The sequence below is a fragment of the Bernardetia aquimarina genome, assembly GCF_042180575.1.
Lineage (GTDB): Bacteria > Bacteroidota > Bacteroidia > Cytophagales > Bernardetiaceae > Bernardetia.
Genome location: NZ_CP170094.1, coordinates 2,156,856 through 2,177,715, shown reverse-complemented (window position 1 = coordinate 2,177,715; position 20,860 = coordinate 2,156,856). Strand labels below are relative to the sequence as shown.

Here is a 20,860-nt window from a genome sequence, read left to right as displayed (position 1 = left end):
AGGTGTATTTTGAAGCGAATTTTTACGAATTAATCCTAAAAAGTATAGACATAAAAAAAGCCCTTACAAAACTGTAAAGGCTTTTTTCTATCTTTCAATTATGAAAATCTCAAAGTATCAGAACTATTAGAAAATAAAAGAGAGTAATCTAATAATATTCTGTTAAGATTTTGCTCCTTCTCTTGGGCTCGAACCAAGGACCCTCTGATTAACAGTCAGATGCTCTAACCAGCTGAGCTAAGAAGGAATTTAAACTGGTTTCATTATCTATTAAATAATGTTTTGCAAAGGTATGAAAACTTTATTTGAATAACAAAACAAATTATGGTTATTTTTAAATGAGTTTAAACTTTTTTTTGTTTTAAAAACGTGTCTTCTTTCTTTTTGAGGACTTGTTTTTCCCATTTGCTGATGCAAAGGTAAAACGTTTTTTTGAACTACACAATAGTTAGACTAATTTTTTTTAAGTTTTTTCTGTGTTTTTAATGCTTTTAGTCTGTTTTTAGAGCTATTTTGTTGATAAACAAGGAGTTATTTGAAGTGTTTTTTTAAGTTTTTCTGAAAAAAAAATATTTTGTTTCAAAATAAAGTCTCCTTACTTATGCTTTCTCAACTTATTTGTGACAAAATAAGTTCGAATTGTTTTTTTAATGTCGGAATTTCTTTGCGAGCTGTTACCCAAACGAGTTCGAAATTAATACCTAAATACTCATGAACCAAAACTTTATGCAGTCTTTCGATGGCTTCCCAATGTAATTGTGGATAATCATCTTTCAAATTATCAGAAACTTTTTCTACAATCAATCCAATAATTTCCAGTTGTTTTACAGTCGCAATACGCATCATCGAATTATTAAGAAAATCTTCGTGGGAAGCTCCTTTTACATAACTTTCGATTTCATACATAGACTCCAAAACACTTTGTATGCGTGCTAAGTCTGTTTTGCTTTGACTCATAAGGGGTTTTGGGATTGAGTTTTAGGGATAATAAATAATCTTAGTGTGTAAAGAAAAGCGAATTAATTTACTTTCCAATATTACAAAACTTCTAAGAGAATTACCTACTAAAAAATATTTTTTATTTTTTACACATCAAAAATAGTAATTTCATTTCATAAAAAGTAATTTTGATTTTATCTTGTCTTGCGTAATTCTAGTTTTTTGGCTATTTATGCTAGTTTTTGATTAGTTTTTCTATTTTTACAAGTCTGATTTTATACTTCTTACCTCTTACTTTATTTCATGTATTCTGCATCTTACAAAAAACATCGTTTAAAATTTCACTTTTTGGCTGGCACTTCTCGTGGTACAATGAAGGAAAGAGATACCTATTTTATCTATTTATCAAAAAAAAATGATACTGAAACGATCGGAACAGGAGAAATTTCACCTCTTTCTGGATTGAGTATAGATTTTCTTCCACATCTTGAAAGTATAATTGCAGATGTTTGTAAACGAATAGGAAATACTGTTATACATTCACTTTCAGATATTTTTGCTTTAATTCCTGTTTCTCTTCCTGCTGTTCGTTTTGGTTTTGAAACTGCTTTTTTGGATTTAGAAAATGGTGGAAAACAAATTATTTATAAAAATGATTTTTCGCTCAATCAAAAAACTATTCCTATTAATGGTTTGGTTTGGATGGGCGATTTTGAGTTTATGAAAAGTCAGTTAGAAGAAAAGTTAGGACAAGGATTTTCTTGTATAAAGCTAAAAATTGGAGCAATAGATTTTGAAAAAGAATGTAAATTATTAGAATCTATTAGAGAGCGTTTTGATGAAAATAAAATAACCATTCGTGTAGATGCAAATGGTGCTTTTCCTGTACATGAAGCTCTACAAAAACTAAAAATATTGTCAAATTATGCCATTCATTCTATCGAACAGCCGATTGCAACAAATCAATGGCACAAAATGAAACACCTTTGTAAACAAACACCTTTACCAATTGCCCTTGATGAAGAACTAATTCCTTTGGTAAATTTGGATGACAAAAAACAAATGTTAGATTATATAAAACCTCAATTTTTGATTTTCAAGCCTACTTTATTAGGAGGGTTGCAAAAAACGGCTGAATGGATAGAACTTTGTAAAGAAAGAAATATAGACTGGTGGATTACCTCAGCTTTAGAATCAAATATTGGGCTTAATGCAATTTCTCAGTTTGTAGCCAATTATAATCCTACACTTCCACAAGGATTAGGAACAGGAAAATTATATCATAATAATATAGAATCAAATTTAGAAATTGAGAATGGAGAGATTTTTAGTAGAAAATAACTTTTATTCATTCATCAACCTATCTCTAACTTCCATCAGAGCAAACCCTAATAAATTTAGTCCTCGCCACGTATTTGGATTATAGATTTTATTAGAGTTTTGAGAAAGACCTATTCCCCAAATTGTATCCATTGGACTTGCTTCCACAATGATTTTAGTTCCTGTTCCAAGTAAAAATGATTTATATTCTGGATTTGAAAATTTGTGATAATTACCTTCTACGACAATTTTAAATCGATTTTCTTTCCAAATCTCATCATCAAAATTTTTGACTTTTCTACCTAATTTTTTGGCTTCGGCTGGAGTTTTGGCTTTCAAAATTTCTTCTAATATTTCCCTATCATTAAATAAACGTGCTTTTTCTGCCATCATAAAATGTTCTGCTGTTGGGTAAGAAATTCCATTTACAGAAAATTCCTTTTCCCACCATTGACTAAAAATAGTTTTGCTAAGACTTCCATCATGCGTTGGTTTGTGTCCCCAAAAGAATAAATAATCAAGGTTTTTATCTTGTTTTTGCAAGTTTTCGTATTCTGAAATGAGCCAAGGGAGAGAATAAGTCATAAGAAGTAAATTTAGAATTTGAAGAAAAATAGTTTCGATAGAGTAAAAATAGAACACTCACTTTTCAAAAGAAATTCATTAATCACTAATAATTTATAACTAATCACTATTCTTTCTCCACAATCACTTGAAAACGAAATGCCCATTGCCATTTTATTCTATAATTTTTAATTCCTGCTTGTTCTAAAAGTTTGATTAAATCTTGTTTTTTGAAGGCACGCAAAACAGATAGAGGTGCATCATGTTGCACTAAATATGAACCATTAAATAATCGTGTCAGAAAATAAATACTGTAATAAGCGATAGGATTTCTATGCAAATCATTAATTATAAAACCTTTTGAAGTAAGTTTTTGAATATTTTTAAAAATTAAAATCAATTCCTCATCTGTAAAATGATGACAAAAAAGCGACATCGTAGCCCAATTATATCTATTTTCATTCTTTGAATCAATATCAAAAACATTGAGCTGTTCATAATTTATTTGAGGAAAGTTTTTTGACTTGTTTTGAGCATAATTTATCATAAAATCATTAGCATCAATTCCTGTCAATTTTGCCTTGATATTTTTTTTCTCAAACCATTTGGTAATTTGACGAAGTGTATCTCCTCCTCCACTTCCAATATCTGCAAGTGTTACCGTTTTTTGATTTTGATGTTCTTGATTCTTACTAATTTTATTTTCTTTATAAAGCGTATCCAAAGCAGAAGTCAAAACTTTATACCCTCCTAAGGTTGTGTTTATAAATTCTAGCTCATCAAGATTTTTTTTGAGGTCTTTGGAAGCAAGGTTTAAGTCGTCCATTAATTCCTTTTTGTAGGAACGGGTTTTGAAATTCATTTTTTACAAGATTAATTGAAAGGCATAAAAAAAGGATAGCATTTTTGTAATACTATCCTATCAAAGTTAGGAAAGTTTGAACTAAAGTTATTCTCCCAAATCAGCCACACCATAAACACCACCAAATTGTTTACACCAAATAATTACATAACGGTACTGTGTAATTGAAATTTCAGAAGAAACATTGATAGTTTGAGAGCCATTAGAAGAGTCTAAAGAAGCTAATTCTACGGCACCATTTACACTATTATTAGTATCTCCTAAATATACCCTCAAATCTGGAGGAGAAGACGAAGTAGAAAAGTCATCTCCCAACACAACTTGCAAAACATCGTTTTCAATACGAAGTTTTACACTTCCCGAACCTCTATTTGTAAATGTTCCTTTGCGTATTACTTGTATTGTTGCAGGACTGCTTTGAATTCCATCAACTGTTGCTGTAACGTTTGCTGTTCCATAGTTCTCTGCTGTAACTTGTCCGTTTTCTACGGTTAGAAGTTCTATGTTACTGCTTGTCCAAGTAGCTGTTTTTCCTGTAATTTCTTGTCCCAAATTATTCTTTACAGAAAAATCTAAACTTGCCATTTCTGTCAATGTAATTTCTGTATTTGATGGAGTAATTGTTACAGTAGCTACTTGATTATTATTAGTTACGACAGTCAAAAGTGCTGTTGCTTCTATGGTTTGATACGTTGCTTTTATGGTCGTTTGTCCTGCTGAGAGTCCTGTTGCAGTTCCTTGAGGTGTTACATTTGCGATAGCAGAATTACTACTTGACCAAATAATATCAGAAGGAGTAGAAACTGTATTTCCCATATTATCAAAAAAAGTAGCCGTAAAAGTGGCTGTTTCATCAATAGCTATGCTTTGAGAAGTTGGAGATATTTCCAAACGTTCTGGTATTTCTATTGGAGCGACTTCTTCTGTTTTTTTATTACAGGAAACGAAAAGAAGTGAAAAAATGCCTAAAAAGGCAACATAATGAAGTTTATTTTTAAATGAATGTAATTGCATTGAGATTGTAAATTTTGATAAAACAAATTTAAAAAATTACACTCTCCCCTTATTTTTAGTTGATTAGAATTATTTTTTGAATGAATTCCAAATAAAATTATTCATATTTTTTTATAGTTGAGTTAAAAACAACAAATGATTAACAAATTTTAATATGTGTAGTGAAATGCTAAGGAAATACTAATTCATTTTGAGTGAAAGTGCTTTCTTTGCATTATTTAAATAAATAATTAGGATTTATAAGTTAATTAAATTAACTTTAAATCTCAAGATTAATAAATTTTACTACCTATTATTTTCTATTCCCTTATTATTGTTATAAAAATTTATTATGAAAAAATTAAGTGTGCTATTGTTTATTCTTTCAATTTTAGTGTTCAGTTGTGAGCTGAAAGAAGATGAAAATGAGCTTTTACCTAATCGTTATGCTAAAAAATCTGCCTCTTCTATTCAAATAACCCAAATGAGTAGTACTGATGTGGCAGGAAATTGGGCAGAAACTGAGATTAATTACATGACAAATAATGGTTATATGTCAGGTTATACAGACGGAACATTCAGACCTGCTAATAATGTTACACGAGCTGAGTTTGCGACAATGATTGTAAGTTGTCTGAATCCTTCTCCAAAGCCTGAAAATTCAAACCTTAGTTTTTTAGATATTAGTGGGCATTGGGCAGAACAAAATATTCTCAAAGCTGCAAAAGCAGGTTATTTGTCAGGCTATCCAGATGGAACTTTTAAACCACAAGACAATATTACTAAATTACAAACCCTTGTTTCTATCGCAAATGGACTTAATGTAAGTGGTGGAAATACCAATTCTTTAGCTGCTTATTTTGATGACTCTTCCCAAATAGCTGCTTGGGCAAGTACAGCCATAGCTAATGCTGTTCAGAATAAGTTTGTGATTAATCATCCTGATAAACGTAAGTTAGAACCAAATAAAAATGCTACTCGTGCTGATGCAACATCACTTTTGTATAGAGCTATGATGGCTAAAAATATTGCTCCTGCCTATGAAAACTCATATTTAGTCAAATTTGGACTTACTTCTACTTATCCAAATCCTGCAACAAAAGGAGAAGCAATTACTTTCTCTGGAAAGGCTGCCAATCTTACTTCTGTTAAGTTTTCTGTAGATGGATATCTTCTTTATACAGCAACTCCTTCTAATTATTCTTATTCGTTTACTTATACTTTTTATGGAGTAGGTACAGATAGGGCATTAAAAATTGAAGGATATAACGGAAATACACTTGTTACTACACAAAACAAAACTATGAGCATCAAAGATGATGTAGTTTTGATTACTTCTCGTCAGCAATATGATGTAGCAGTAGGCACAACAGTATGGAAACTTTCAGGCAGAAATGGATTTTTCTTTGAAAATGAAATGACAATCAATGCTGATGGTTCTCCTAATGCCTACAATCCTAGCAATACTGGTTTAGATTATTTAGCGAATGCAGGTTATCCAGGGAATTGGTGGGGAATTGCTACTAATTCAAGTGGAACTCCTTACATTCAGCGTTCGTTTGAACCTGCACCAGGATATTATGTTTCTACAACGGCAATGGTAGATGCTAGATATACCGACCGTGAACCTCGTAGATATGCAAATTCTGAAACGATTCCATTTTTAGTCTTGCCAGCTAGTAAGGCTATGGGAGCAAAATTAGGCGATTTTGGAGTGATTTATAATCAAAGAAATGGCAGGTTTTGTTATGCTATTTATGCTGATGTAGGACCTACAAGTCATTTGGGAGAAGCCTCTATAAAAGCAGCCGAACTATTAGGAATCAATAATAATCCTAAAAATGGAGGTCAGTCTGGTGATGTTGTCTATTTAGTATTTCCGAATACTCGTATAACAAATGGACAAATTCCGACGTATCAAACTATTCTTACAGAAGGAGAACGTCATTTTACTGAATGGGGTGGAATTGCTCAATTAGAATATTTTTATTAGGATAATAGATAATTTTGAAAGAATAGACAATTAGATTAAAGTTTTCTTTTTGGATATAAACTCTATAATTACAAAACGTAGTTATAGAGTTTTTTTGCTTAGATATTTGTTATGACATTTCTATAAAATATCATTTCTTGCTAACTTTTTTGGCTAAAAATGGTTATTTTTGCTGATTACATGTATAACAGACTTCCCAGTCTGTTGAATAGAATTGATAAAGTAAATATAAATCCAAACAGACAGAGATGTCTGTTTTATATAATTTCAAAATATAGATTATTCCCAAAATGCCCACTACCACAGAAAAAGCTCTCACAAAAGAAGAAATAGCAGCAAAAGAAGCAGAAGAAAAGCGAGTAAAAGAGTTAGAAAGTTATGATACCAAATACAATATTGTCATAAAAGGCGCACGAGTAAACAATCTCAAAAATATTAGTTTGGCTGTTCCTCGTAATAAACTCATCGTTATTACTGGCGTTTCGGGTTCTGGAAAATCGTCGCTTGCCTTTGATACACTTTTTGCAGAAGGGCAACGTATGTATGTGGAAAGTTTGAGTAGTTATGCACGTCAGTTTTTGGGTAGAATGGAAAAACCTGATGTGGATTGGATTCGTGGCGTTTCTCCTGCTATTGCTGTTGAACAGAAGGTAAATACTCGTAATCCACGCTCTACGGTAGGAACAACGACAGAAATTTATGATTATCTAAAACTTCTCTTTTCAAGAATTGGAGTTACTTATTCGCCTATTTCTGGGGAGATGGTAAAGAAAGATAATGTTTCTGATGTAGTTGATTTTATTGAAGGTTTTGGAGATGATGAAACCGAAAGCAACGCAAAATATATGATTCTTGCGCCTTTAGTAATTCCAGAAGAACGAACTTTTGAAGACCAATTAAATATTCTTTTACAGCAAGGTTTTACGAGAATAAAAGCAGGAGAAGAGGTCATTTTTATAGAACAATTATTACCAAAAGAAATTGACCCAGAATTAGAAAAAGGAAAAGACCAAACCAAGCAAAATTTAGAGAGTTTTTTAGAAGAACACAAAGGCGAAAATCAAAAGGATTATTTAGAAGAAAAAAAGAAATTAAAAAAAGCAGGAAAAAAGCCTACAAAGAAAACTACAAAAGCAACAGAGCCTGTTTCAAGACTGACAAAAGAACAACAAGCCGAACTCAAACGACTTCAAAAACATACACTTTATATTTTGATTGATAGAGGTGTAATCAAAAAAGGCGACGAGCAAAACCGTTTTCGTATTGCTGATTCGGTTCAAACTTCATTTTATGAAAGTAAAGGAGATTGTGTTGTAGAAATTTATCAAAAAGGAAAAGACGTAGAAACGACCTCTTTTTCAGACCGTTTTGAAGCTGATGGAATGTTATTTGAAGAGCCAAATATCAATTTTTTTAGTTTTAATAGTCCTTACGGTGCGTGTCGTACTTGTGAGGGTTTCGGAACTGTTTTGGGAATTGATGAAGATTTGGTAATTCCTGACAAAACAATGTCGGTATATGAGGGAGTGATTGCACCTTGGAGAACCCCAAAAATGAGTAAATGGCTAACTCCGTTGATAAAAAAAGGAATTGATTTTGATTTTCCGATTCATCGTGCGTTTAATGATTTGACCGAAGAGCAGCAACGACTTCTTTGGACAGGAAATAAATATTTTAAAGGATTAGATGAGTTTTTTAAAGACTTAGAAAGTGAAAGCTATAAAATTCAATATAGAGTGATGCTTTCAAAATATAGAGGTAGAAAAATTTGTCCAGACTGTATCGGAACACGCATCAGAAAAGAAGCAGGTTATGTAAAAATAGGCGAAAAATCGATTCAAGAATTGGTTTTGCTTCCTTTAGATGAACTTACTGAGTTTTTTCAAGAAGTACAGCTTACAGAACATCAAGCCAGCGTTTCGAAACGAATTTTGATAGAAATTAGAAACCGTTTGCAATATCTCAATGAAGTAGGTTTGCAATATCTGACTTTAAACCGAAAAACAGCAACACTTTCAGGTGGAGAATTTCAACGTATAAAACTAGCTACTTCGCTCGGTTCTGCTTTGGTAGGTTCGATGTATATTTTAGATGAGCCGAGTATTGGACTTCATCCACGAGATACGCAAAATTTGATAAAAGTATTAAAAAAACTGCGTGATTTGGGAAATACGGTTATTGTAGTCGAACACGAAGAGGAAATTATGCGAGCTGCTGACCAAATTATCGATATTGGACCCGATGCAGGAGCGCATGGTGGAAATCTTATTTTTCAAGGAACTTTAGAAGAATTAGAAAAAGATTCGGATAGCTACACAGCAAAATATTTGCGTGATGAAATGCAAGTAATCGTACCTCAAACGCCTAGAAAATGGAATGAATATATTGAAGTGGTGGGAGCGAGAGAACATAATTTAAAGAATATTTCGGTAAAATTTCCTTTGGGAATCTTGACGACAGTTACGGGCGTTTCGGGTTCTGGAAAATCTACTTTGGTGCGTCAGCTTTTATATCCTGCCCTTGCCAAACATTTGGGAAACCACAATGACGAGAGTGGAAAAATGGATAAACTAGACGGAAATCTAAAGAAAGTAACGAGCGTAGAAATGGTCGATCAAAATCCGATCGGTAAATCTTCTCGTTCCAATCCAGTTACGTATGTGAAGGCGTATGACTACATTCGTGCGCTTTTTGCAGACCAAACTATCTCAAAACAGCGAGGTTTTACACCTGCTTATTTTTCCTTTAATGTGGAAGGTGGACGCTGCGAAACGTGTCAAGGAGAAGGAAAAATTAAGATAGAAATGCAGTTTATGGCTGATATTTACTTGACGTGTGAGTCGTGTAAAGGAAAGCGTTTTCAAGCCGAAGTTTTGGAAGTAGAATTTGGTGGAAAAAATATCGCTGATGTTTTGGATATGACGGTTGATGAAGCCTTGATTACCTTCAAAGATTCGAAACCGATTATGGCACGTTTGAAGCCTTTGCAAGATGTTGGTTTGGGATATATTCAGTTGGGGCAGTCTTCCAATACGCTTTCAGGTGGAGAGGCACAGCGTGTAAAACTAGCTGCTTTTCTTACCAAAAGTGCCAGTGATAGAGCTAACCGAGATCATATTTTATTTATTTTTGATGAACCTACAACAGGTTTGCATTTCCACGACATTGCCAAACTTCTAAAATCTATCAATGCACTTATCGAACACGGACATTCTGCCATCGTCATCGAACACAACGTAGAGGTTATTCGTGCAGCCGATTGGGTGATTGATTTAGGAAAAGAAGGAGGAAAAAATGGTGGACATCTTTGTTTTGAAGGAACACCGAAGGAATTGGCTAAATTGAAGGAGAATTATACAGGTGGGTTTTTGTAGGAATTTACATAGTGTCCAAAGGACTTTTGACTTTGCTTTTGCTATTTTTTGTAATGTGTGTGTAAATTTGCGTCGTTTTAATTGAGTTATGTCCCAAAAACTCTTGGATAAAACGTATATCTGTACCATTTTCTAACAAATGTGTAGCAAAGCTGTGCCTAAGTGTATGCACGGTAGCTTCTTGGTTGATGTTAGCGTTTTTAAGGGCTTTTTTGAATATTTTCTGAATACTTGTAGTAGAGTATTGTCCTCCATTTTGACCTTCAAATAGCCATTCTTTAGGCTTGTAAGCCTTATAATATTCTCGTAGTAACACTAAAAACTGCTCTGATAACATTACTTCTCTGTCTTTATACCCCTTTCCACCTTTTACTCTGATAATCATTCTTTTTGAATCGATATCATTTATTTTGACTTTAGTAATTTCGCTTATTCTCAAACCAGCACTATAAATACCTGTAAGAATAGTTTTATGCTTTAGGTTTTTAGGGCTGTTTATCAAACGTACGACATCTTCTTTTGATAATACATTAGGTAGTTTGTGTTCCTGTCTATCAGGGTATAGATAATCAATTTTTAAATCCTTCTTATACATCTCTTTATAAAAAAGTTTGATTGCTCCTACAATTTGTTTTTGTGTAGAAAAGGATATTTTTTCTTCTCTTATTTTTTGATAGAGATATTCTTGTACTTCTTTTTGGGTTATGTGTTCAATAGGTTTCTCAAATTGCCTAAAAAACTTCTCTAGTACAGATTGATACGCTTTTCTAGTGCTATAAGCATAGCGTTTGATTTCTAATAATTGCATAAAATTTTCTACTTTTTCCATAATAACTCTTTTTTAGTTGGATATATGTAACTATAATTATATTTACGTAATAACCCCTAATTTAGTTGGTTATCTGGATGTTTTTTGTCATATTTACATTGTTTTTGTAGTATTGAGTTTATATAACCGTTGGCAGTCATTAGAACGAACGAATGAAACAAATTAAAATATCATCCAATTCCGAAACAATCTCTGCTACTCTATTTGAATCTGATAAGAGCGATACTGTTCTTATTATCGCCTCTGCAACAGGTGTAAGACAAGAGTATTATCATAAATTTTCTAAGTATTTATCGGACAATGGAGTTTCGGTTATCACATTCGATTATTTTGGTATTGGTCGTTCATTAACAAAACCGATTAAAGAGCTAGATAATAATGCAGCTGATTGGGGAAAAAATGATTTGGAATCTGTTTTACAATATGTATTAACACATTTTCCGAACTCTAAAAAAGTAATTCTTGGACATAGCATAGGTGGTCAACTTATTGGATTGGCTAAATCGTCCACCAAGTTTGACAAGATAATTCTTGTAGCTGCTCAATCTGGATATTGGAAATTTTGGAAAGGAATAGGCAGATTAAAAATGTGGTTTAATTGGTATATTCTATTTCCTACTCTATTGAATTTTTTTGGGTATCTGAACTCAAAAAAACTGAGCGGAATGGAAAACCTACCAAAAAATGTAGCTAACCAATGGCGAAATTGGGGTAAAAAGCCTGATTATATACAAAGTGATAAATCAATAGTCTTGAAATACTATGATAAAATTGAACTCGACATTAGTGCATTTAGTATTGAGGATGATGATTTTGCACCTAAAGAAGCTGTAGAATGGATGACCAGTCAGTATCGGAACTCAAATGTCAAATCAAGTCATTTTATTCCTTCTAATTTCGGAGTTAAGAAAATTGGACATTTTGGAGTGTTTAAAGACAAGTTTAAAACTACAATTTGGGAAATATTACAGAATGAAATAAAATAACGAACTGCCAACAATGTATATAAAAAATAGGCGGAATAGTAATATAATCAAGGCTTGTGACTCGTGTCAAATTTTGAGCTTAACCGCAAGTTTAGTGCTTCTTATCGCCTACTTTTCATATACTAACCGTTAGCAACAAGTTAAAAGAAACAGAACTTAAAATTAAAATAAGAAACTATGATAAAAATAATTTTATTTATATTTATTAGCATATTAATTATACAATCTGCTTACTCGCAATCGGAGCGAACAATAAAAAATATTACAGCTTTTTCGAAAGCTTATGGATATGTAAAGTATTTTCATCCAAGTGATGAAGCAAATGAATTAGACTGGAAGAAGTTTTCGGTTTATGGTGTAAGAAAGGTTGAAAAATGTAAAAATGATGAAGAATTGGTTAAGGAGTTAAATAGAATTTTTTATTTCATTGCACCAACATCTAAATTTATTTTAAAATCAGGAAAAACAGATTATGATACAAAAATATTAATCCCCAAAGATACTTCTGAGTATAAACAAATATATTGGCAACACAATGGAGTTAGCTTTAATATGGAAGAGGAAGGTATAAAAGACAACCCTTATAAAAGTGTAAGAATAAATAAAACAAAGAACCTTGACAAGTCATCAGAATTTGGAAATGTTTTAACATCAATTGATCCAGCAGAATTTAAAGGCAAAGAAATAAAATATGAAGGATGGTCAAAATTAGACGCAAGTAGTGAAGGTCAAGGACAGTTTTGGATTAGAGTAGATAAAAGCGATAAAGAAATAGGCTTTTTTGATAATTCAAGGAATAATCCTATTAAAAAAGATAAGTGGCAAAAGTTTGAACTTAAAGGTAAAATTGATATAAATGCAAAGAATTTAGTATTTGGTTGTTTTCTTCTAGGAAAAGGAACATTATATGTTGATAATATTAAGCTTTTTTATAAAGAAAATGATAAGTGGATAGAAATTCCTATAAAAAACAGTGATTTTGAAACAGAGGATATTGCCTCTGATAGAAATAGTAGTAATCAATGGAAAGGATTTGGAACTGGATATAAAATTGTTTCGCAAGATAAATATAAAATTTCTGGAAATAAATCAGTAAAGATTGAATATGTAGGTAGTTTTGAAAAAGAAGAAGGAAATAATTTGTTTGATTGTAGACCAAAATTTGGAGAATTAATTGAAAGTGAAATAGCAACAAATATATATTGTCAAATCCCACTTGTATTGTATGGAAATGAAGATAAAACTTTTCCTGTTTCCGATAAATCAGAATATAAAAAACAAATAACTAAAATTTTAAATACAAAAAATAGTCCTGATAATTTATATATTAGAATTGGAAATGTTATAAATGCTTATAATTTGTTTAGACATTTTTATCCTTATTTTGATGTTGTGCAAGTAGATTGGGAGGCTGAATTTGTGAAAACAATAAAGCAATCATTTTTAGATAAAAATGGAAAAGAGCATTTAGAAACATTACAGAAATTTACAGCAAAATTAAAAGATGGACATATTAGTGTTGAAAGTAATTATGACGAATATTATATTCCTCCTATTTTATGGGAATGGGTAGAGGATAAATTAGTGATAACCTATGTGAAGAATAAAGAATTATCAATCAAAATAGGTGATGTAGTAGAGAGTATAAACGGTAAATTGCCATCAGTATTTTTTAAAGAAACAAAAGAGAAAATATCAGCAGCAACAGATAGTGGGTTAAGTTATGAAGCAAACTATTCAAGTTTATGTGGTGCAAAAAGTAGTAAAATACATATCAAGGTTAACTCAAAACAATATGAATTGGTAAGAGATTATACATATCAAGAAGTTGTGAATAGTGATGATATTTATCCATTAAAATATAATTTTTATAACGACAGTAGTGTTGTTTATCTAAACCTTGATATAATTGAAATTGATACTATAAATTACCTAATGCCAATTCTTGAAAAATCAAAGGCAATTATATGTGATTTAAGAGGGTATCCTAATGGAAATCACGAACTAATAAGTCATTTGTTAAAAGAAAATGAAAAAGATAGTTCTTGGATGCAAATACCTCAAATAATTTATCCTAATTATGAAAATCTTTGTGGTTTTGAAAAACACGGATGGTTATTGGAAGCTAAGAAACCCTATTTAGGAAATAAACAAGTTATTTTTATTACTAATGGTCAGGCTATAAGTTATGCTGAAAGCTATATGAGTTTTATAGAGGGGTATAATTTGGCGACAATAGTAGGGCAAACAACAGCAGGAACAAATGGAAATGTTAATTCTTTTGAATTAATTGGAGGTTATATGATAACTTGGACAGGAATGAAGGTTATTAAGCATAATGGAAATCAACATCATGGAATAGGAATAATACCAAATGTAAAAGTTGAAAAGACAATAAAAGGAATAACGGAAAATAGAGATGAATTTCTTGAAAAATCATTGGAATTAATAAGATAACCTGTTGCTAACAAAGGCTCAAAAACAAGCGAGCAGAAAATGGTAAAATGAAACGAATTACATTAAATAAACTCCCCTGCTCCATCTCGGCTGTTAAAAAACAAATAAAAAAATAGGCTCTAGCTTGGCTCTGCCGAGTTAGGGCTATGTATTCGGCTTCCAGCCGTGGTTTTCAATTTTTAAATGTAAAGAAATTTTATAACAAAGCGTATTTATTAGACAAATAAATGTGTTTTATCTGACAACTTTGTAGTATTTTGTCAAATTATTACTGCATTGCTTGTCCAATAAACTATTCTTATGAAAGACACAGACCAAATTTTACACCTTCTGAGCAAATCCGATTCACTTTCATCTAGTGAAATATATGAGAAATTGAGTTATAAGAAAAGTAGTCGTACTTTAGTTCGCTTATTAGATAAGTTGGTAGATAAAAAGTTAGTTGTAAAAACAGGGGCTAATAAAGGGACAAAATATTCCTTATCAAACTCTTACGGAATTTTACATTCAATAGATATAAACGAGTATTTTACCCAAGACATCGATGATAGAGAAATTGTAGATACGTTTAATAGTCAATTAATTAAGCAAGATTTGTATGAGTTGGATTTATTTACTGATTCAGAGTTGCTAAAGTTAGAAGACTTACAACAACTGATAACTACGGACAAGTTTACTCTTAATAAAAAAAGTGTTATTTTTGTTTAAAAAGCTATGTCTATTAGTACCTATATTTCAGATTTACTTTCTTATTACAGTAACCAAGGAGTAAAAAAAAGATTCTTTCTTTATGTACAAATTTAATATTTTTTAGGCATTTAAAAATATACACAATGACTACTAGAAATGACTATGAAAGCTTTAAAGGTTTATTAAGTGGTAAACAAGTTAATACTTTAGATAGAACTACTCTACTTCATTGTGTAGCAGAAAAAACTAAATCAGATTTAGGCTCTTCTCAACACATTTATTTATTACACGCCCCTTGTGATATACGTAAACCTCATTCCTCAGATTTGGAAGATTTAGGCAAAGTTTTATCCTTAGAAAAAACAGTTATTTCTGGGTATTCAAGTTTTAATAGTGTAGCTATAACCCCTGATAGTCAAGAAGTTCGCTTGTTAGACAGCTTTGTTTATAGCAATTCTCAGCCGAATTATGTATCTCAATCTGATGTTGCACTTATAGAAAAAGAGAATGGAAAAGCAAAAGAATTAAAGAATAAGAAAGGTCAACTCATTAGCATAGAAAAACAAAACTTAGTACGTAAAGACACTTATTACAATGACTCAAAGTTAGCAAAAACTCAAATCAGCAAAACAAGTGGTTTACTAAAAAAAGAAGATAGAACAATTTGTCATGTTTTGGATAGAGAATTTGATGATTCCACTATGTTTGAACACATAGAAAGTTTGGGAGATGAGTTTGTCATTCGCTTAAAATTAAACCGTTTGTCTAATGAAAGTCAAGTGGTTTATACGCCAAAGGGTAAAGTATCTAAGCAAGTCAAACGAAGAAAAATAATAGATAAAAAATTTACTCAAGAGAGTAATTTCTTTATTGACAAGTTGGATATTAAAGGGGAACTACATCGGAACGTAGAGGGGTTAGTGGAATGGGAAACTTTAATTATTGGAGATAAAACATATACTGTTTTACGAATTAGTTTATCTTCAAAAGGAAAGCCTTTGTTTAAACATCCTATGCTTTTGCTGACTAACAGAAAGATAAAAAATGCAGAACAAGCCTGTCAAGCATATAAAACTTATATTTTGCGTTTTAAAATAGAAGTTGTTTTTAGATTTCTCAAACAAAATATGGGGTGGGAAACCTTCCAAGTACGAGATTTTAATGTAATAGCTAACTTGTTAGCATTAGCTTTCTTTTTAGTAGGATATTTTAAAGAATTGGAAGAGGAATTAAGAAACCATCCTTTAACAAATTTTCTTTGTAAACTAGCTTTATCAAAAGGAAAAACTACTATATTCTTCATTCTCAAAGGACTTGAAAAGCTTGCTCATCATCAAGAAATTATAGAATGGATGGAAAAAGAAAATATTACTCAACAACAAATTGATGAATTTATGAAACAAATCAAAGGAGAAAGTCCGTAGTTGTCAGCAACAAGTATATCTAAAAAACATCGGCGAACTATCAGCAGAAGAGTATTCGAGAGAAATTGAAAGATTAGCCATTGATTTGAGTTGGAAGTCTTCTCAAATAGAAGGAAATACCCACTCTGGCGCAAGGTTCTTACCTTGTGTCTATTATTTCAGCAAGCATATGCTTGCGAAAGAACAAGTACAAGATAGAATCTTGCACTAGAAATTCCTCATTCCCATCAAAAAAAGGAGTAAGGATTTTTTTTGATTATTCTAATTCAAATTGTTTTTTTTACAAAAACAATTTTATTCCTTCTACATATCCAAAATGTTTATCAAACGTAGCCACAGGTAATTGATAAGTCAAACAAGTAGCAGCAATCCAAATATCATTTTCTGGAATTGGTCTTCCTATTTTTTTGAGTTGATTTCTAACCAAAGCATATTTTTCTGCTACTTCATACGTAACAGCCAAAATTTCAGTAGCATTTATAAAGTTTGTGATAATTTCAATGTTTTGAGCAACACGAGAAGAATTATTTGCACCAAATAAAAGTTCGCCACAAACAATGACAGGCAAACAAGGTGTGTAGTTTTCTAATTTATTTACAATTTCTGCATTTCCTTTGAGTATGGCAGAAACTACATTTGTATCTAAAACTATTCTCTCCTTTACCATTCTCCTTCTATTGTATTAAATTCTGAATTGATAATTGTTTCAATTTCCTCAGCATTTTCTTTAGGCATACTTCCTGCAAAATGTCGGATTGGATTAGTGATAAAAGGAGGTTTTTGATGCTTCATAAGTTCCACAAATTGAGAAACTAAATGCAACATTCCATATCTTTCTAAAATATCTAAATCTAAAATAATTTGCTTCTTTAATGTGGTATTCATAATTTTTGAATTTTAATTTATAAGTAGTTGGTTTTACTTTTATATAACGCAAAAAGAATGGTTATCGTTTTCTCTACTTACTCATTTCCATTATTTTCCCCACCTATTCGTAGTTTCCCACTAAGAACCTATAAATGTATTTAAGCATCACGCTTTCAAAATATTTATAAAACCAAACCTTCCTCATTCCCATCAAAAAAGGAGTGAGGAGTTTTTTGTTTATTTGTATAGTTGATGATTATTTTCTAAATTTAGATGGCAAAAACTAACCTAAACAAGTTTTATATTTTTATAGGAAGTGATTATATAGCCTATGAAGTTATTTAAGAATATAAAAAGTACCCTATTAAGCCTAGTTTGTAACTACAATTTATTAGTTTTAAATCTTAGATTTATGAAGTTGATTTTTCTTTTAAATTTTCCTTATTCTAATGAAAAAAATACGTATTTACATAGTTTTTATAATGAGTATAACCTTTTTCTCTTGCTCATCAAAACACAAGGTTGATGATAACTTTGATTATTATTCAGATTGTTTTTTTCCTAACAATGGCATATTAGAATTCAAAAACCTTAATAAAGATTTGGTAGAAATTGAAGTCAAAAAATTCATTAAATCCATAAATAATAAACTTTTACATAAAGAATCAGATAATATAACCAATTGGATTCATGAATATTTAATTGAAGAAAATATCACTACCCCCTCTAATGGAATACAAGATTGGGTATTTTATAATGAAGATAAGTCAGTTCAGATGCACCTTTATTTTTGTGATACCGAGATTTTAGAACTCGGAAAAGAGTTGAATACTGACTCTGTGTCCACTCAATTTCAAATATCAGCTTATAGTAGTAGTGAGTCTAGTAGTAGTGAATCAAGCAAATTCCAAACAACGGTAAGGTTCAACTCAATGTTTAAACATAAGTGTATTACTAATCTTAAAATAAGGATAGTCATTACAGAGAAGGCAATATTTGAAAATAATGTTCAACAATTCATTTCAAAACCTATTTCTGATACAGCTTATCTTTACACATACATGGGAGTTGAGATATTGACAATATTGAATAGTAATAAATAACAAATACTAATAATTTGCATAGTTTATATCTAGCCTTATTTTCCCACCTATTCTTAGTGTCCCACTAAGAATCTAAAAATGTATTTAAGCGTCACGCTTTGCAATTCCTCATTCTACGTTCTTGTTGGTGTTCCCCATTTGCAAGTATTTCCTTACTGCCGTTGCCCTTGTCTTTAGTTTCGGCTTGCCGTTACGATGACCAACAACGGCTTTGGGATTTTTTAAAATTTTCATAAAAAAATAAAAATCAGCAAATTACATTTTACGTTAGTCAGAATAATTTTTCACTCCAATGTAAAAATTGAGTCGATACCCAAAAGACCTTATTTTTTTGTATCTTATGTACTTTATCCATTCAACATGCTATGTTTGTTGCTAAAAAATAAGATATGTATAAGCTATTAAAGTCTATATTCCCTGTTCTTAAGAATGCGATTCTAAGTGGTCAACTTTTTAAAGGAAAAGCTGAATTAATCCCTCCAATTGATGACATCCATGCTGACTGGGATGTTAATGTTCCTGTTTCAGATGATGCCAATATTCTAGTAAATATATTCAAATCCAAGAAAGCACTTGCTGAAAAAAGAGCACTTCCTGTAATTATGTGTGCTCACCCCTATGACAACCACTTAGTTTCTGCTTTAGGTAAAACTCCTTTCAAAGGTGTCCCCAAACAATATAGAACAATCCCCCAAGTGGGAATCCCTAAGTTTTCAACCCTTACAAGTTGGGAATCTCCTGACCCAAATTTTTGGGTTGCCAATGACTATATTGTCGTAAATATGAATATGCCAGGATATGGAGGGAGTACAGGAACGCCTAGTGTTCTTAATCGAAATCAATCTAAAGTATTCTATGAAGTTATTGAATGGGTTGCCGAACAAGATTGGTGTAATGGAAATGTGGGACTGAACGGTGTGAGTTTTCTTGCAATTTCGCAATATCATGTAGCAGCTTGTCAAGATTATGAAAATAAGACACCAAAAGCATTAAAGTGTATATCCCCATGGGAGGGTATTACTGACATTTATCGTGATTTAGTTAATTCAGGAGGGATTCCTCAAGAAGGCTTTGCCAACTTCTGGTGGGCTTTGGAAATAAAACATTCATTGACAGGGTCTTCAAAAGATTTTATTAATAGTCAAGGAGGTAAGCCCACCGACTTTTTAGTCCAGCACCCTTTCTATGATGAATTTTGGGAAGAGAAAAGAGCACCTTGTGAAAATATTGATATCCCAATTTTAACATGTGTTTCTTTCTCGGATGTTAATCTCCATACCAATGGCTCATACCGTTCATTCACAGATGTAAAGAGTAAAGAAAAGTGGATGTATACCCATAGAAATGGAAAATGGGATGCCTACTACAGCCAAGAGGTGCTAGAACTTACCTTAAGGTTTATGGATTACTACCTCAAAGACAAGAAAGATAATGGATGGTCAGAAACTTCACCGATTAGGTTAGAGGTAAGGTCTAGTCGTGATAAAATACATGAAATAAGAGGAGAAAACGAATGGCCAATTAGCCGAACTCAATACTTGAAATATTACCTAACAGCTAATAATAAGCTGCTATCTAGCCCAGAACACTCAGAGGGGAAATTGTCTTATGATGGAAAAAAAGGTGTTCAAAACTTTAGAGTAACCTTTACTGAAGATACTGAAATCACAGGACATGCCAAGCTAAAAGTTTGGATGGAGTTACAATCTAAAAATGCCAATGATTTTAATGTCTTTACCGTATTAAATAAATATGATAAAACTGGAAAGAGAGTACCCTTTTATGGAACTGTTGGAAACAAAGAAGATGTAATTACGAGGGCTTTTATGCGTGCTTCTTTTAGAGAGTTAGACAAAGAAAAATCAACTGATATTATCCCTTATCACCTTTTTAAAGGACACAAAAAAATAAATTCAGGAGAAATCATATGCATGGAAATTCCCTTCCCTCCAACTTCAGTATATTTTTATGAAGGAGAAACTCTAGAATTAACTCTTGCCTCCTACGAAATTTATCCACATTTACCAATGTATAAAGATAATTCACTAAATACAGGTGGAGAACATGTAATTCATACAGGAGGAAAGTTTGATTCATTTTTACAACTTCCTATAATTCCTAACATAAAAAACTGAACACAACCCCACTCTGGCGCAAGGTTACTACCCAACATATGCTGATGAACCGAAAGTCGGTGTAGTCAAAGAACAAGTACAAGATAAAACCTTATACTAGAAACCTCTCAGCTGTATGTTTAGTTTTTGACAAAAGATAGTTGAGTGTTATATTGAAGATTACAACCTATCATTTATCAAGTCTTAGACTTGTGTTTTCCAGTATTTATAAAATCAAACCTTCCCCATTCCCATCAAAAAAAAGGAGTGAGGAGTTTTTTGTAGTTGATGGTTATTTTTTTATTTTGTGTCGTCCTAATATAGTGTTACACAACTAATTTTATT

16 protein-coding genes and 1 tRNA gene are annotated in these 20,860 nt (G+C 31.6%); 9 read left to right on the top strand and 8 right to left on the bottom strand.

Annotated elements, in window-relative coordinates:
- Positions 1-173: 173 nt before the first annotated feature.
- Together ACE193_RS09185 and ACE193_RS09180 are read right to left on the bottom strand one after the other, a co-directional pair.
- Positions 174-247, bottom strand: a tRNA-Asn gene (locus ACE193_RS09185).
- Between the two features lie 362 nt (positions 248-609).
- On the bottom strand, positions 610-957 hold the full coding sequence (locus ACE193_RS09180; RefSeq protein WP_375562690.1) for a DUF86 domain-containing protein: 348 nt from the start codon (positions 955-957) through the stop codon (positions 610-612).
- Positions 958-1,242: 285 nt separating this feature from the next.
- Between ACE193_RS09180 and menC the strand changes: the two genes are divergently transcribed.
- On the top strand, positions 1,243-2,280 hold the full coding sequence (gene menC / locus ACE193_RS09175; protein ID WP_375562689.1) for an o-succinylbenzoate synthase: 1,038 nt from the start codon (positions 1,243-1,245) through the stop codon (positions 2,278-2,280).
- Between the two features lie 3 nt (positions 2,281-2,283).
- On the opposite strand, the gene ACE193_RS09170 is transcribed toward menC, so the two are convergent.
- The 3 genes from ACE193_RS09170 to ACE193_RS09160 form a co-directional block, all read right to left on the bottom strand.
- A complete protein-coding gene (locus ACE193_RS09170) occupies positions 2,284-2,844 on the bottom strand; it encodes an NADAR family protein (RefSeq protein ID WP_375562688.1) in 561 nt (186 codons plus the stop codon).
- A gap of 106 nt (positions 2,845-2,950) precedes the next feature.
- On the bottom strand, positions 2,951-3,685 hold the full coding sequence (locus ACE193_RS09165; protein ID WP_375562687.1) for a methyltransferase domain-containing protein: 735 nt from the start codon (positions 3,683-3,685) through the stop codon (positions 2,951-2,953).
- 87 nt (positions 3,686-3,772) lie between these two features.
- Positions 3,773-4,699 (bottom strand): DM13 domain-containing protein, encoded by a 927-nt coding sequence (locus ACE193_RS09160; RefSeq protein WP_375562686.1) that lies wholly within the window; start codon positions 4,697-4,699, stop codon positions 3,773-3,775.
- A gap of 373 nt (positions 4,700-5,072) precedes the next feature.
- Here ACE193_RS09160 and ACE193_RS09155 point away from each other — a divergent pair, with 373 nt between their 5' ends.
- Both ACE193_RS09155 and uvrA read left to right on the top strand, forming a co-directional pair.
- Positions 5,073-6,671, top strand: coding sequence for an S-layer homology domain-containing protein (locus ACE193_RS09155; RefSeq protein ID WP_375562685.1), 1,599 nt, complete (start codon positions 5,073-5,075; stop codon positions 6,669-6,671).
- Positions 6,672-6,961: 290 nt separating this feature from the next.
- The gene (gene uvrA, locus ACE193_RS09150; RefSeq protein ID WP_375562684.1) at positions 6,962-10,045 is read left to right on the top strand and encodes an excinuclease ABC subunit UvrA; all 3,084 of its coding nucleotides are present in this window, start codon (positions 6,962-6,964) and stop codon (positions 10,043-10,045) included.
- A 4-nt stretch (positions 10,046-10,049) separates the two neighbouring features.
- On the opposite strand, the gene xerA is transcribed toward uvrA, so the two are convergent.
- Positions 10,050-10,874, bottom strand: a complete 825-nt coding sequence (gene xerA, locus ACE193_RS09145) for a site-specific tyrosine recombinase/integron integrase (RefSeq protein ID WP_375562683.1) — start codon at positions 10,872-10,874, stop codon at positions 10,050-10,052.
- Between the two features lie 152 nt (positions 10,875-11,026).
- Between xerA and ACE193_RS09140 the strand changes: the two genes are divergently transcribed.
- The 4 genes from ACE193_RS09140 (at position 11,027) to ACE193_RS09125 (ending at position 16,431) form a co-directional block, all read left to right on the top strand.
- Positions 11,027-11,860 (top strand): alpha/beta fold hydrolase, encoded by an 834-nt coding sequence (locus ACE193_RS09140; protein WP_375562682.1) that lies wholly within the window; start codon positions 11,027-11,029, stop codon positions 11,858-11,860.
- Between the two features lie 177 nt (positions 11,861-12,037).
- A complete protein-coding gene (locus ACE193_RS09135) occupies positions 12,038-14,317 on the top strand; it encodes a S41 family peptidase (protein ID WP_375562681.1) in 2,280 nt (759 codons plus the stop codon).
- A gap of 300 nt (positions 14,318-14,617) precedes the next feature.
- Entirely contained in the window at positions 14,618-15,025 is a 408-nt protein-coding gene (locus ACE193_RS09130; protein ID WP_375562680.1) for a hypothetical protein, read from the top strand.
- Between the two features lie 125 nt (positions 15,026-15,150).
- Positions 15,151-16,431 carry a transposase gene (locus tag ACE193_RS09125; protein ID WP_375562679.1) on the top strand — a complete coding sequence of 427 codons (1,281 nt, stop codon included), beginning with the start codon at positions 15,151-15,153 and terminating at the stop codon, positions 16,429-16,431.
- A gap of 280 nt (positions 16,432-16,711) precedes the next feature.
- Here the strand turns inward: ACE193_RS09125 and ACE193_RS09120 are convergent, their stop codons facing one another.
- Together ACE193_RS09120 and ACE193_RS09115 are read right to left on the bottom strand one after the other, a co-directional pair.
- On the bottom strand, positions 16,712-17,098 hold the full coding sequence (locus tag ACE193_RS09120; protein WP_375562678.1) for a type II toxin-antitoxin system VapC family toxin: 387 nt from the start codon (positions 17,096-17,098) through the stop codon (positions 16,712-16,714).
- A complete protein-coding gene (locus ACE193_RS09115) occupies positions 17,092-17,316 on the bottom strand; it encodes a hypothetical protein (RefSeq protein ID WP_375562677.1) in 225 nt (74 codons plus the stop codon). Before ACE193_RS09115 ends, ACE193_RS09120 begins: the two co-directional genes overlap by 7 nt.
- A gap of 464 nt (positions 17,317-17,780) precedes the next feature.
- On the opposite strand from ACE193_RS09115, the gene ACE193_RS09110 reads away from it, so the two are divergent.
- Entirely contained in the window at positions 17,781-18,401 is a 621-nt protein-coding gene (locus ACE193_RS09110; protein WP_375562676.1) for a hypothetical protein, read from the top strand.
- 389 nt (positions 18,402-18,790) lie between these two features.
- Complete coding sequence (locus ACE193_RS09105; RefSeq protein WP_375562675.1) at positions 18,791-20,536, top strand: CocE/NonD family hydrolase; 1,746 nt, start codon at positions 18,791-18,793, stop codon at positions 20,534-20,536.
- Positions 20,537-20,860 lie beyond the last annotated feature (324 nt).